Source organism: Allomuricauda sp. NFXS6 (assembly GCF_040148835.1).
Classification (GTDB): Bacteria; Bacteroidota; Bacteroidia; order Flavobacteriales; family Flavobacteriaceae; genus Flagellimonas.
In genome coordinates, this window is the sequence record NZ_JAGEMG010000009.1 from 38,195 (window position 1) to 51,608 (window position 13,414).

At 41.1% G+C, this 13,414-nt stretch carries 14 protein-coding genes; all 14 read left to right on the top strand.

Going from position 1 to position 13,414, the window contains the following annotated elements:
• Window positions 1–30 precede the first annotated feature (30 nt).
• The 14 genes from J4E06_RS13545 (at window position 31) to J4E06_RS13610 (ending at window position 13,130) form a co-directional block, all read left to right on the top strand.
• Window positions 31–2,256: a TonB-dependent receptor gene (locus J4E06_RS13545; protein WP_349524489.1), complete on the top strand. Its 2,226-nt coding sequence runs from the start codon at window positions 31–33 to the stop codon at window positions 2,254–2,256.
• Between the two features lie 231 nt (window positions 2,257–2,487).
• Window positions 2,488–2,850: a BlaI/MecI/CopY family transcriptional regulator gene (locus tag J4E06_RS13550; protein ID WP_349524490.1), complete on the top strand. Its 363-nt coding sequence runs from the start codon at window positions 2,488–2,490 to the stop codon at window positions 2,848–2,850.
• Window positions 2,847–4,859, top strand: a complete 2,013-nt coding sequence (locus J4E06_RS13555) for a TonB family protein (RefSeq protein ID WP_349524491.1) — start codon at window positions 2,847–2,849, stop codon at window positions 4,857–4,859. The genes J4E06_RS13550 and J4E06_RS13555 overlap by 4 nt, the downstream gene beginning before the upstream one ends.
• Window positions 4,840–5,988 carry a tetratricopeptide repeat protein gene (locus J4E06_RS13560; RefSeq protein ID WP_349524492.1) on the top strand — a complete coding sequence of 383 codons (1,149 nt, stop codon included), beginning with the start codon at window positions 4,840–4,842 and terminating at the stop codon, window positions 5,986–5,988. The genes J4E06_RS13555 and J4E06_RS13560 overlap by 20 nt, the downstream gene beginning before the upstream one ends.
• 44 nt (window positions 5,989–6,032) lie before the next feature.
• Window positions 6,033–6,512, top strand: coding sequence for a hypothetical protein (locus tag J4E06_RS13565; protein WP_349524493.1), 480 nt, complete (start codon window positions 6,033–6,035; stop codon window positions 6,510–6,512).
• A 1-nt stretch (window position 6,513) separates the two neighbouring features.
• Window positions 6,514–7,065 (top strand): crossover junction endodeoxyribonuclease RuvC, encoded by a 552-nt coding sequence (ruvC, locus tag J4E06_RS13570; RefSeq protein ID WP_349524494.1) that lies wholly within the window; start codon window positions 6,514–6,516, stop codon window positions 7,063–7,065.
• A gap of 53 nt (window positions 7,066–7,118) precedes the next feature.
• The gene (locus tag J4E06_RS13575; protein WP_349524495.1) at window positions 7,119–7,475 is read left to right on the top strand and encodes a four helix bundle protein; all 357 of its coding nucleotides are present in this window, start codon (window positions 7,119–7,121) and stop codon (window positions 7,473–7,475) included.
• A gap of 42 nt (window positions 7,476–7,517) precedes the next feature.
• The gene (gene hemW / locus J4E06_RS13580; RefSeq protein ID WP_349524496.1) at window positions 7,518–8,660 is read left to right on the top strand and encodes a radical SAM family heme chaperone HemW; all 1,143 of its coding nucleotides are present in this window, start codon (window positions 7,518–7,520) and stop codon (window positions 8,658–8,660) included.
• Window positions 8,661–8,860: 200 nt separating this feature from the next.
• Entirely contained in the window at window positions 8,861–9,613 is a 753-nt protein-coding gene (locus tag J4E06_RS13585) for a cyclase family protein (protein WP_349524497.1), read from the top strand.
• A complete protein-coding gene (locus tag J4E06_RS13590) occupies window positions 9,614–9,964 on the top strand; it encodes a DUF4260 domain-containing protein (protein WP_349524498.1) in 351 nt (116 codons plus the stop codon).
• Between the two features lies 1 nt (window position 9,965).
• Window positions 9,966–10,589: a DUF4230 domain-containing protein gene (locus J4E06_RS13595; protein WP_349524500.1), complete on the top strand. Its 624-nt coding sequence runs from the start codon at window positions 9,966–9,968 to the stop codon at window positions 10,587–10,589.
• Between the two features lie 2 nt (window positions 10,590–10,591).
• Entirely contained in the window at window positions 10,592–10,996 is a 405-nt protein-coding gene (locus J4E06_RS13600; protein WP_349524501.1) for a Dabb family protein, read from the top strand.
• On the top strand, window positions 10,993–11,352 hold the full coding sequence (locus J4E06_RS13605) for an MmcQ/YjbR family DNA-binding protein (protein ID WP_349524503.1): 360 nt from the start codon (window positions 10,993–10,995) through the stop codon (window positions 11,350–11,352). Before J4E06_RS13600 ends, J4E06_RS13605 begins: the two co-directional genes overlap by 4 nt.
• Window positions 11,353–11,360: 8 nt before the next feature.
• The gene (locus J4E06_RS13610; RefSeq protein WP_349524504.1) at window positions 11,361–13,130 is read left to right on the top strand and encodes a MutS-related protein; all 1,770 of its coding nucleotides are present in this window, start codon (window positions 11,361–11,363) and stop codon (window positions 13,128–13,130) included.
• Window positions 13,131–13,414: the final 284 nt, after the last annotated feature.

Below are 13,414 nucleotides of genomic sequence, written 5' to 3' on the forward strand. Positions count from 1 at the left end.
TTACACAAATCAAATTTTAAAGACAACGACATGAAATATTTTATGACGGCATTGTCCATACTTTTTATGGGCACAATTGCTGCACAAAACATAAACGGGAAACTGGTGGACGAAGCTGGTTCCCCAATAGAGGATGCTGGAATTTTTAACAAAACCAGCGGACAACATAGCCATACGGATGGTACGGGACATTTTGTTCTGGATAGGACCTCGGTCAACGATACCATTTATTTTTCCAGATTGGGATATGCCACACAGACCAGAGTGGTCAACCAGGGTGATTTACAGAATCCGCTTACCATAATTCTTGTAGAAAGCTCCATTTCTTTGGATCAAGTAGTTTTGGTTTCCGAAGTGGATGCTTTGAGCAGAGTGGTGGATGTGGATGTAAAAACGAATCCCGTAAAATCATCGCAAGAAATTTTAAGAAAGGTACCAGGATTGATTATTGGCCAGCACGCTGGAGGAGGGAAGGCCGAGCAGATATTTTTGAGAGGTTTTGACGTGGACCACGGTACCGATGTCGCCATTAATGTGGACGGTATGCCGGTAAATATGGTGTCGCACGCTCACGGACAAGGGTACGCAGACCTTCATTTTGTGATTCCTGAGACCATTGAGAACGTAAATTTTGGAAAAGGACCCTATTATGCCGACCAAGGGAATTTTAATACGGCGGGTTATGTAAACCTAAAGTTGAGAAAAAGTTTGGACAAAAGTATGTTGTCTACCGAAGTAGGGCAATTTGGAGCACGAAGATTTATGGGAATGCTCAATGTTTTGGACAACCAAAACAGCAATGCTTATTTGGCTTCCGAATTGTATTTGACCGATGGTCCGTTTGAATCGCCGCAGAACTTTAATCGTATCAATATTTTGGGAAGATACCGATATGCATTGCCGGGCGATCAAGAGTTGCTGTTGACCGCCTCGCACTTTTCAAGCAAGTGGGATGCATCGGGCCAAATACCGCAACGAGCCGTGGACCAGGGTCTGATTGGTCGTTTTGGTGCCATTGACGATACTGAGGGTGGGCAAACCAGCAGAACCAACTTTGTATTGAATCACAACAAAAATATGGGAACTGGGAAATCGCTCAACACAATGGCTTTTGTGACCCATTACGATTTTGAATTGTATTCCAACTTTACCTTTTTCTTGGAAGATCCTGTGAACGGAGATCAGATCAGACAATTTGAAGACCGACTGATGGCAGGGGCGAAAACCGTTTTTCAGAACAGTTCGGCCAATTTGGGCGGTATGGATTTCAAATACAATGCAGGAATTGGTTTTAGATACGACAATGTGGACGACAACCAATTGTCCCGCACCCTGAACCGTCAGGAATTGCTGGAGCGTTTGGCTTATGGCGATGTGGATGAGGTGAACAGCTATGCCTTTGCGGGCGCTGAATTCAAATCAGGTAAATTTACGTTTGAGCCCGCTGTTCGTTTGGATTATTTCAGGTTCGATTACATTGATAAAATGAGTGAACTGTACGATAGCCGAAGCGAGGAAAAAGTGGCTTTTAGCCCAAAGTTCAATACCGTTTACAGTCCAACAGAAAACACTCAGCTTTTCTTGAAAACGGGCATTGGTTTTCACTCCAACGACACTAGGGTAGTGGTTGCGAATGGTGGTGAGGAGATTCTACCTGCCGCCTACGGTGTTGATTTGGGAACCATCATAAAACCAATAAATAAGTTGGTCTTGAACGCCACGTTGTGGACTTTGTTCCTAGATCAAGAGTTTGTGTATGTAGGAGATGCAGGTATTGTTGAGCCCAGCGGAAAAACCCGAAGGATGGGAGTTGAAGTGGGGGCGAGGTATCAACCCTTGGATTGGCTTTACCTGTATACTGATGCCAATTACACACATGCACGAAGTACTGAAGCCGCCGATGGAGAAGATTACATTCCTTTGGCGCCCGATTTCACTTTGGCAGGAGGAGTTACCTTGGGAGGCAACCAGGGCTTTTCGGGCGGAATCAATTATCGATATATTGACGATAGACCCGCCAATGAAGATAATTCCATCGTAGCCGAAGGGTATTTTGTAACCGATGCCACCCTTAACTATAGTGTGAAGAATTGGACGTTTGGACTGATTGTGGAGAACCTGTTCGACACCGAATGGAACGAAACACAGTTCGCAACCGAGAGTCGTTTGTTCAATGAGCCGAATTCGTTTGAAGAAATCCATTTTACCCCAGGCACACCTTTCTATTTAAGAGGAAAGGTGACCGTAACTTTTTAAACAACTATCCGCCAGTATGCTACGCTGGCGGATTTTTTATTCACTTTTAAACTAAAAAATTAGTTTAAACTAATTTTTTAGTTATATTAGCAGTGTCATTTCGAATTGTCAGACTGAGCGCAGTCGAAGTCAAGATGAGAAATCTAGCTTGTAATTAAAGATTTGAATTGTATTTAAAATATTAATAAGTGGATTCCCGATTTCTCGGGAATGACAACTAAAACGTGTCAAATGAAACAACTCACCAAAGCAGAAGAAGAGGTAATGCAGCTCCTTTGGAAAATTGAAAAAGGGAACGTAGCTGCAATTTTAGAGGAATTGCCAGAGCCCAAGCCAGCCTACAATACCGTGTCCACCATTGTTCGGATTTTGGAGGACAAAGGTTTCGTATCACACGAAAAAGTGGGCAAGGGGCATGTGTACTTTCCTTTGATGAAAAAAGAAGAGTACAGCAACCAGAGCCTTAATAAGCTGATGGATGGGTATTTCCAAGGATCGTTTACGAGTATGGTGTCTTTTTTTATGAAGAAGAACGATATCAGCTTGAAGGAACTCGAAGAGATTATGAAGAACATTAAAAACAAGGAGCAATGATTACTTATATATTGGAAAGCTTGGCGTTTCAACTGGTGTTTTTGTTGGCGTACGACCTTTTTCTAAAGAAAGAGACCTTTTTTCAATGGAACCGTGCATACCTGTTGGGCACGTTTGCGCTTTCCCTCATATTGCCTTGGGTAAAGATTCAAGCGCTCCAAACCACTATGCCACAGGAGTTGCAGACCACAACGGTATTTCTTGCACAATTGAACGGAGTGGTGCTTGGCCCGGGCGTGGAGCAAACCAGTTTGCTGGAACGCATCCCTTGGCCGTATTTGGTATTGGCCGTGGGAAGTATGTTGGCCACCATTTGGTTTGTATACAAGTTGATTCAAATAAACAGGCTACGTCACAAAAGTGTTGTGGAGAATTATAAAGAGTTCACGAAAATCACAGTGCCTAAAAGTACCTCTGCTTTCTCTTTTTTCCGAAACATTTTTATGGGAGAAGAAATCAAAAAGGACAAAGAAGCTAACATTCTGGCCCACGAACTGGTGCACGTAAAGCAATGGCACACCTTGGACCTGCTCTTTTTTGAGCTGGCCCGAATCGTCTTCTGGTTCAATCCTTTGGTGTACATCTACCAAAACAGGCTTGCCGAACTTCATGAATTCATTGCGGATGAAAAAGCCGTTAAACAAAACAAGGCAGCGCATTTCGAGATGCTCTTGTCCGAGGCGTTCCATACACAGAACATCAGTTTTGTCAATCAATTTTTCAGTAAATCATTAATCAAAAAACGAATAGTCATGTTACAAAAACAGAAATCCAAAGCCGTATGGCAGTTAAAGTATGTATTGTTGTTGCCCCTTATTTTAGGAATGTTGGTTTATACTTCCTGTGAAAATGAAAAACCAACCGATGCTGAAAGTACAGCCCAAGAACCGATTGAGGAAATAACAATTGTAGGTTACGGAGCAAGTAAGGCTAAGGAAGGAGAGATTCCCTTTGGAATTATCGATGAGGTTCCCGTTTTTCCTGGATGTGAAGATGCCGTTGACAAAAAAGCTTGTTTTCAAGAAAAAATTCAGGCGCATATCCGTAAAAACTTCCATTATCCTGAAGAGGCCCAAGAACTAGGTGTCCAAGGCAGGGTCTCCTCTATATTCATTATTGATACAGAAGGAAACATTGTAGATATCAGGATGAAAGGACCGCACGAGCTGTTGGAAAATGAAACGGGTCGAATCTTGGCAAAATTACCACAAATGCAGCCCGGAAAGCATGAAGGGAAAGCTGTAAAAGTACCTTTTTCCATTCCGATAACATTTAGGTTAGAGGGCAATGATGATAAAGAAGAAGTCAATGAACAAAAAGAGGGTGGAATTGGAGTTCCCTTTGCCACCATCGATGAAGTTCCTGTTTTTCCTGGTTGTGAAAATGCTGCGGATAAAAGGCAATGTTTTAATGAAAAGATTGTGGAGCATATCAAAAAACATTTTAGATATCCGGAAGAAGCCCAACAAATGGGAATTCAGGGTCGGGTTTCAGTTTTGTTCACCATAGGCACCAACGGCGAAATTTCTTCGATCAAAAAACGCGGCCCCGATGAAGTCTTGGAGAATGAAGCGGTTAGAATCATAGAACGTTTGCCCAAAATGGAGCCCGGCAAACATAAAGGAGAAGTGGTAAAAGTACCTTTTGCTATTCCAATAACATTTAGGCTCAATAATCAAACCGAAGCTAAATCCAAACCTAAGCAAGACAATCCACAGAAAGAGGGTATGAAAGTTGGGGGTATTTTGGCAGATAGAAACAATGTGTCCTACTTCATCGGTAAAGTAACGGACGAAACATCTATGGCATTACCCGGGGTAAATATTTCCGTTGATGGTAAGGGGCGAGGTGTTGTTTCAAACTTTGATGGTTATTTCAAAATAGCTGTGAATGAAGATGAGACCTTGAAGTTCCAATATATAGGACTTCCCAACAAGTTGGTCAGAGTAGAAAAAAAGACTTTTTTAATGGATTTGATGGAAACTGCAGATGCTGAAAACAAAGGTTAGGTATTTATCACTTTTGATTTTGTTCTCATTCCAAGCCGGTGCACAAACATCGGCTTTGTCCGTTGCAGATAGTCTATTTGCTTTGGGTAATTATGCCTCGGCCATCAACGCGTATGCAAAGGTCGGAGACAAAAAATCAAACCTTCACATTGCACGGGCCTATAATGCCATTGGCAATTATGACAAATCCATTGCCCAATACACATCCATTTTGGAGCGCAACCCAAACTTTGACTTGGCACGGTTTGAGCTGGGCAAGCTGTTGTTGAAGACCAAAAACTTTAAACCTGCTATGGAAATGTTTAATGTTTTGGTTTCATCAGAAGAAAAAAATCCTGAGTATTTCTATTATTTGGGCAGGACTTACGAAGCAGTAAACCAAACGGGGAATGCGAACAAGGCATTCAAGAACGCTGTGGAAATGGACAGTACCCATTTACGAAGTTTATACGCCCTGGGTAAGTATTATGTAGGCCAAGAAATAAAGGATTCCGCATTGGTTTATATTGATAAAGGCCTGCAGTTTTATGAAAACGATGTGGCCATGATCAATTTAAAGGCGTTGGCTTTTTACAACAATGGACAATTCCAACTGGCCATCCCCCATTTTGAGCGATTGTTGGAATTGGGCGAGGAAAAACCCTTTGTTTATGAGAAATTGGCCTATTGTTATTTCCGGAACTGGGAGCCGGAAAAAGCGTTGGACACTTATCATAAGTTGACATCTTTTCCGGATAAATTGGCGGTCGCCTATGCAGGATTGGGCGACGTATATTTTAAGGAAAAGGAGTTGGATAGTGCGCAATTCTACATTGAAAAATCCATTGAAGAGCGCATGGCCTTGTTTCCACGGGAATATGCAAGTCTTGGCCGCATAGCGCGATTAAAGGGACAGACCAAAAAGTCAATGGATTACTATGTAAAGGCTTGGGAGGAGAACAAGGAGAATTATTACAATTATTATCAAGTCTGTGTTTTGGCGGACGAATACTACAAGGATCCCAAAACTCGACTGAACTATTATGAAAAGTTGCTGGAAATGTACCCTGATTTGGTTCCTTGGCTCGAGGAACGGGTGAAAAATCGTATTACCGAGATAAAAGAGGAAATCCATTTCGTGGGCAACTGATTTCTTCAAAATATCGTAATTTCAGCCAAATTATAGGGGCTGTTATGCAGAAGTTTGTTTTGTTGATCATTTTTATGGGGTTGCTCGTATCCTGCGAGCTGTTCGAGTCCAAGGAGGACAAGACCCAAAAATTGGTGAACGAGGAACTTTTGGCCATCGATTGGAACGATGTTGACCAATACCCCCTTTTTGAGGATTGCGACGAAACCGCACCCAAAGATGCCCAACAAGAGTGTTTTCAAAACGTGATTACCGAATATTTTTCCGAAGCTTTGGCAGGACTCAATTTTCAAGTCAGAAATGATATGAACGATACGGTCTATATCGATTTTTTGATAGATGAACACGGATTTATTTCTGTGTTGGGCGTCGAAGAAAAGACCTCCGTGCTCAACGAAATATCGGATTTCAACATCAAAATCTCCGAACGCTTGAACGATTTGACCACAGTAGCACCCGCATTAAAAAGAGGAAACCCGGTAAGCTTGCGTTTTAGGCTTCCGTTGGTATTAAACACCTACTAATTTGGCAACAGAAAAAATTATTTTAGGAATTGACCCGGGAACAACTGTTATGGGTTTTGGCATCATTAAGGTGATCAACAAACAGATGCACTTTGTGCAAATGAACGAGCTGATGCTGCGAAAATATGATGACCCCTATGTTAAACTCAAACTTATTTTTGAGCGTACCCTGGAGCTCATCGATACCTATCATCCCGATGAAATTGCTATTGAGGCCCCTTTTTATGGAAAAAATGTGCAGTCGATGCTAAAATTGGGCCGTGCCCAAGGGGTGGCCATGGCTGCTGGGTTATCCAGAGAAGTTCCGATTACCGAGTATATGCCCAAAAAGATAAAAATGGCCATTACTGGCAACGGAAATGCCAGTAAGGAGCAGGTTGCTCGAATGCTCCAGAGCGTCCTGAAATTAAAGTCTTTGCCCAAAAACCTCGATAGCACCGATGGATTGGCCGCCGCCGTTTGCCATTTTTACAACGAAGGCAGGGTAGAGGTCGGAAAAAGCTATACGGGTTGGGAGGCTTTCATCAAACAAAACCCAGATAAGATCAAATAACAATGTTCAATAAACAATTTACAATTACCAAATCACTTAAATGAACCTACATTTTGAAAAAAGAGAATCCCTTGATGAAGAAATCCTATGATTTCGCATTAGAAACAGTTAGATTGTATAAGAGAATTGTTGCTTCAAAACGTGAGTTTGTACTATCTAAACAAATGCTTCGTTCTGGCACATCAATCGGAGCAAACATTGCTGAGGCGAACGGGGCAATTTCAACAGCAGATTTTTCAGCCAAAATCTCATTAGCCTATAAAGAAAGTTTGGAAGTAAAGTACTGGATATCGCTTTTGAAGGATTCAGAATACATCAAAATAGAAAAAGCAAATCAATTGATAGAACGCGCAGATGAACTTTCCAAAATTATGTTTTCCATCTTAAAAACCACAAAAAGAGCCAAATGATAATTGTACATTGTTAATTGATAACTGATAATTGTCAACTGAGTGAGCGGAATTTATATTCACATCCCATTTTGCAAGCAAGCTTGCCATTACTGTGATTTTCATTTTTCCACACAATTGGGAAAAAAGGAAGCTATGGTCAATGCCATTGCCAAAGAACTGGAGTTGAGGAAATCAGAGGTGGATGATGAAGTGGAAACCATTTATTTTGGCGGAGGAACCCCATCGTTGCTTACCTTGGAAGAAATGGAGCGATTGATTCAAGCGGTATATGAGAATTACAAAGTAATTGACCGCCCAGAAATCACCTTGGAAGCCAACCCCGATGATCTAGTGTCATCTCGAGCGGAGTCGAGAGATCTCTTTTTGGAATACCAAAATGCTGGCATCAATCGTCTCAGCATCGGTATTCAATCTTTTTTCGACGAAGATTTAAAACTGATGAACCGTGCCCACAATGCAGAAGAAGCTGAACAATGCATTAAAGAAGCAACGCAGTATTTTGATAATATTACCATTGACTTGATCTACGGAATCCCTGGAATGGACAACGAACGCTGGAAATCAAATATTCAAAAAGCATTGGATTTCGGCTTGTTCCATATTTCTAGCTATGCGTTGACCGTGGAGCCTAGAACGGCCCTGAAAAAGTTTATAGAAAAAGGAATTGTCCCCGATGTGGATGATGAACAGGCCCAAGAGCAGTTTCATATTTTGGTCGATATGTTGGAAGCTCATGGTTTTGTGAATTATGAGATTTCCAATTTTGGGAAACCCGATTTTTTCTCCAAAAACAATACGGCATACTGGTTGGGCAAGACTTATTTGGGAGTTGGCCCATCGGCACATTCTTTTGATGGCAAACACAGAAGCTGGAACATTCGAAACAATCCAACTTACATCAAAAAAATAAACGAAGGTGAATTACCTTCGGAAATTGAAACCCTTTCCAAAACGGACAGGTACAACGAATATGTGATGACAGGCTTGCGCACCATTTGGGGCGTGGATTTGGATAGGATAGCATCGGAATTTGGAGCGAACTACCAAAAGTATCTCAACCAACAAGCGGCTAAATTTCTGGAACAGGGTTTTCTGTTTATAGCAGATGGAAAACTGCTCACCACCAAAAAAGGCAAATTTTTGGCCGATGGAATTGCAAGTGATTTGTTTTACTTACGATAGCCAATAATTTTTTAATATGTCAGTTCGAGTGATTTTTCTTTGGAAAAATTGTATCGAGAACCAGAATTTCAAATCAAAACAGTTCTCGCTACAAAATTCTTCCAGAATTTTACTCGAACTGACAATTTTCATCAAAAAAACCTGATTTATTGGATTTATCAAATGAATTAACGTAATTACTCAAAACTAGTTTATCATAAATGATCGCCTCAATAAAACACAACTCTCGAAACTATAAAATAGATCTCACCAAGCCTCTTGATATCTCCATTGCTTTGCAGGATGGGGACAAAAATGTGAATGCGTGGTATTTGGATCCGCCAAAAATTGCACCGCACAAACAAGATGGTTTTGTGGGAAAGGTTTCGGAAGGCTCTCCGGTTAATTTCAACGATATTTGGTTCAATCCACATTCGCACGTAACACATACCGAATGTTTGGGACATATATCCAGGGAGTTCAACTCCATCAACAAAAAGTTGAAGCAGTTTTTCTTTTTGGCCGAGTTGATAACGGTAGCGCCTGAACAGTTGGGCGAAGATTTTATCATCTCCGAAAAGCAAATAAAATACGCTCTGGGCAACAAAAAAAGACAGGCCGTCGTCATCAGGACCATACCCAATTTGGGGTACAAGCGTTCCAAAAAATACTCCGATACCAATCCCACCTATTTAACCGAGGAAGCGGCCAAGTTTTTGGTAAAAAAAGGAGTAGAGCATTTGTTAATTGACCTACCTTCGGTGGACAAGGAAAAGGATGGCGGAGAACTTTTGGCGCACAAGGCCTTTTGGAATATGGGCGGAAAACCGAGAACAAAAGCAACCATTACAGAATTAATTTATGTGCCCAACCCTGTGGAGGACGGCACTTATTTTCTGAACCTTCAAGTGGCACCTTTTGAGAACGATGCCAGCCCTAGCAGGCCTGTACTTTATAAAATTGAAAACAAATAGATGAAAACAACGCTAAAATTGGAAGAATTGATGATGTTCGTGCTGGGCATCTATCTTTTCGGTTTATTGGATTATGCTTGGTGGTGGTTTTTGGTGTTGCTATTAACCCCGGATATTGGAATGTTCGGGTATCTTTTTGGAAACAAAGTCGGGGCCTTTTCATATAACCTGTTCCATCATAAAGGAGTGGCCTTATTAATTTATCTTGCTGGTATATACTTTTCAATACCTTTATGCCAGCTGATCGGTGTAATTTTGTTCTCACATTCGGCCTTGGACAGGATGTTGGGCTACGGCTTAAAATATGACAAAGGATTTAAGTTTACCCATTTGGGTGACATAGGCAAGTAACATGGGTGAAGTTGTAAATATAGTTTTGGGACTGATTTTGGGCGCAATATTAATGTATTGGGTCTATTCCCTGTTTCGAAAAAAGAAGAACAAGGAGATTACGGAGCATCAATCCACGGTAATCTTGAACAAGATACGCAGCGTGTGCAAACTGGTTTCGGTGGAAGGTGATTTTGCCGAGATTTATCACTACGAAAATACCAAGGACAGTTTTATGAGTCTGTTCCGGAGTAAAAAAAAGGCATTGATCGTGATCAAGGCGAAGGCCCATATCGGATACGACCTGAACAAACTCGATATGAAAGCGGATAATGATAAGAAGAAGGTCATCTTGAGTCATTTTCCAGAACCCGAAGTACTGTCCATAGAGCCCGATTTGCAGTTTTATGATATCAAAAATGGAATCTTCAATAGCTTTTCACCCACAGATCTAACCAATCTCAACCAAGAGGCCAAAGAACATATCAGAAAAAGAATACCAGAGAGCGGATTGATGGAAACCGCAAAAAATGAAGCTTTACAAGCCGTTTTGGTCGTGGAGAAAATTGTAGAGACCATCGGATGGACATTGGATTATTCTGCCTTGGAAATATCAAATAGCAAAAAACAATCTATAGAAGCGTAAATATGAAAACAAAAATTGTAACCTTACTTTTGGTAGGTGTATTGGCCTCCAGTTGTGTACAAATCAAAAACGATATGAGTAATAATTTCGACCACACTTTTGCACATGTGGTTTATTTCTGGTTCAAAAATCCTGATAGTCAGGCTGACCGGGCTACTTTTGAAGCTTCCTTGACCAAATTTTTGAACAATTCCCAATATGCCAAAACAAAGTTCATTGGGAAACCACCAAAGGCGACACGCGATGTGGTGGATGATTCTTTTACTTATTCTTTGATTCTATCCTTTGAATCGGCCGAAGATCAGGCCGCTTACCAGGAAGAACCTCCACATATGGTGTTTATTGAAGAGTGCGAGGACCTATGGGAAAAGGTCATCGTTTACGACTCGCAGGGTATTGAGCAATGAATGTAGAGGAACTTAGGGAGCTTTGCCTATCCAAAAAAGGTGTAACTGAAGGTTTTCCGTTTGATGAGAGCACTTTGGTATTTAAAGTGATGGGCAAAATGTTTGCCCTGATGTCCTTGGAACGGCAACCTCCACAATGCAATTTAAAATGCAACCCTGAAAGGGCTGAAGAACTTAGGGAAGAATATGATGGTCGGATTATACCGGGCTATCATATGAGCAAAACACATTGGAACACCTTGTTCTTGGAACAGCTCCCTCCCCAATTGATCAAAGACCTTATAGATCATTCTTATGATTTAGTTGTGGAAAGTCTCGCAAAGAAACTACAGCAGGAGCTTAAATCGTTAGATTGATTTTTTAGATGACGAAATTAAAGGAGTTTTATACCAATCAAAGGAATGCCTATCTAGTTGAGCAACAGCGTGAAAAGAAAAAGTTATCTCTTTTAGCAACGCTTCGACTTACGATTTTTGTGGCTTTTTGGTTGGCGATCTATTTGTTTTGGAACGCTAGCGCATTAGTTGTGGTATTGCCGCTTTTAATTGTATTATTCCTTTATTTAATAGCGAAATTCAGTAATGTAAAACGTCATAAAAAGTATTTGGGAAGGCTTATTGACATCAACAATAAGGAATTGCAAATTTTGAATCGACGTTTCCACGATTTTCCCGATGGGAGCGAGTTTTTGGAACTTGACCATCCATACGCGCAAGATCTTGATCTTTTTGGTAGAGGTTCTTTTTATCAATACACCAATAGAACCACATTGCAACAAGGACGTGAGGTGTTTTCGAATCTTTTGTTGGATGGATATCCTAAGGATATTGCCAAAAAACAAGAAGCCATTCAAGAGTTGACCCAGTTGCCCGAGTGGAGACAACATTTTTCGGCTTTGGCCGGCGAGACCCAACCAAAAGTATCACCCGATGTGGTTTCTGATTGGTTGAAAAACCATGAACGGTTTATGCCCAAATGGGCGGGAATCGTCCCTCCGATTTTTGGGTTGCTGTCCATTTTAATGATTGGCTTGACTTTTATGGGCTGGGTACCGGAAAGTTTGGTCTTGTTTTGGTATTTTTTGGGCGTGGGAATTGTGGGCAGATTTGCCAAGAATATTATCGGATTTACTGCTAAAGTATCGGAAGCACAGGAAACCATTCAGCAGCACCAACGCTTGATTTCCGAATTGGAGGAACACACTTTTAGCTCGGAATTGCTGCAAGAACTTCAAGAAAAATTAGATGTCAAAGGTGAAAAGACGTCGAAAATATTAAAACGATTCTCCCAAAGCACGACGATGTTGGAACAACAGTTCAATTTGATCGTATCTTTTTTTGGTCAAGGTCTTGGGTTGTACAGTCTATTTTATGCCTATCGAGTTGAATCTTGGATAGAAAAATATGGAAAGGAAGCTGAGAAATGGTTTGCTGCCATTGCCCAATTAGATGCTTACATCACATTGGGAACTTATGCCTTTAACCATCCGGATCATACCTATCCAAATTTAGTGCAAAGCGATACGGTATTGAAGGCAAAAGAAGTGGGGCACCCCTTGGTAGACCCCAAAAAGAATGTCCTCAATGATTTTGAAATAGGAAAAGGCCGTTTCTGTATTGTTACAGGGGCCAATATGGCCGGAAAAAGCACTTTTTTGAGAGCTGTGGCTCTGCAAATAGTGATGGCGAATATGGGCATGCCCGTTAAAGGAACCGATGTAAGATATACTCCTGTCCGATTGTTGACCAGTATGCGTTCTTCGGATTCGTTAGCGGACGAGACTTCCTATTTTTATGCAGAGCTCAAACGCCTAAAATATATTGTGGAAGAACTGGAAAAGGACAACTGTTTCGTCATTTTGGATGAAATACTGAAAGGCACCAACAGCGTGGACAAGGCGGAAGGTTCTAAAAAATTTGTTGAGCGTTTGGTGCGAAATGGATCTACGGGCATGGTGGCCACCCACGATTTAAGCCTCTGCACCCTTGCCGATGAACTTCCAGAGGTGGAAAATCGATATTTTGATGCCCAGATCGTCAACGGAGAACTGTTCTTTGATTACAAGTTCAAAGTGGGGGTTTGCCAAAACATGAATGCCTCTTTCCTACTAAAAAATATGGGTATTGTGGATTGATTTTTTGCCATTAGTTTCCAGTAAAACTTTTTCTGATTCGCGGTTTAATGTCATAATGGGTGTATTGGTGTCATGTTGAACTTGTTTCAACATCTCATTCTGCTGAATATAAGCATCTTCATGTGACCCTGAATCAAGTTCAGGGTGATGTTAGTGATATTATGACACATTACGGATATCCAATAACTTTTTACAACTCTTTGTAAACCCAGTAAAAGAAGCTTTAAAAGGATAGTTGGTTTATTGGCTTTACTTTTGAAAATGCAGTACATGTCCTTCTTTTT

Coding starts and splice junctions, on each gene's coding strand:
- J4E06_RS13595 (WP_349524500.1), top strand. CDS start 9,966: ATGGGTGAAGTTGTAAATATAGTTTTGGGACTGATTTTGGGCGCAATA.
- J4E06_RS13585 (WP_349524497.1), top strand. CDS start 8,861: ATGATCGCCTCAATAAAACACAACTCTCGAAACTATAAAATAGATCTC.
- J4E06_RS13560 (WP_349524492.1), top strand. CDS start 4,840: ATGCTGAAAACAAAGGTTAGGTATTTATCACTTTTGATTTTGTTCTCA.
- J4E06_RS13555 (WP_349524491.1), top strand. CDS start 2,847: ATGATTACTTATATATTGGAAAGCTTGGCGTTTCAACTGGTGTTTTTG.
- J4E06_RS13565 (WP_349524493.1), top strand. CDS start 6,033: ATGCAGAAGTTTGTTTTGTTGATCATTTTTATGGGGTTGCTCGTATCC.
- J4E06_RS13550 (WP_349524490.1), top strand. CDS start 2,488: ATGAAACAACTCACCAAAGCAGAAGAAGAGGTAATGCAGCTCCTTTGG.
- J4E06_RS13600 (WP_349524501.1), top strand. CDS start 10,592: ATGAAAACAAAAATTGTAACCTTACTTTTGGTAGGTGTATTGGCCTCC.
- J4E06_RS13605 (WP_349524503.1), top strand. CDS start 10,993: ATGAATGTAGAGGAACTTAGGGAGCTTTGCCTATCCAAAAAAGGTGTA.
- J4E06_RS13610 (WP_349524504.1), top strand. CDS start 11,361: ATGACGAAATTAAAGGAGTTTTATACCAATCAAAGGAATGCCTATCTA.
- J4E06_RS13545 (WP_349524489.1), top strand. CDS start 31: ATGAAATATTTTATGACGGCATTGTCCATACTTTTTATGGGCACAATT.
- J4E06_RS13590 (WP_349524498.1), top strand. CDS start 9,614: ATGAAAACAACGCTAAAATTGGAAGAATTGATGATGTTCGTGCTGGGC.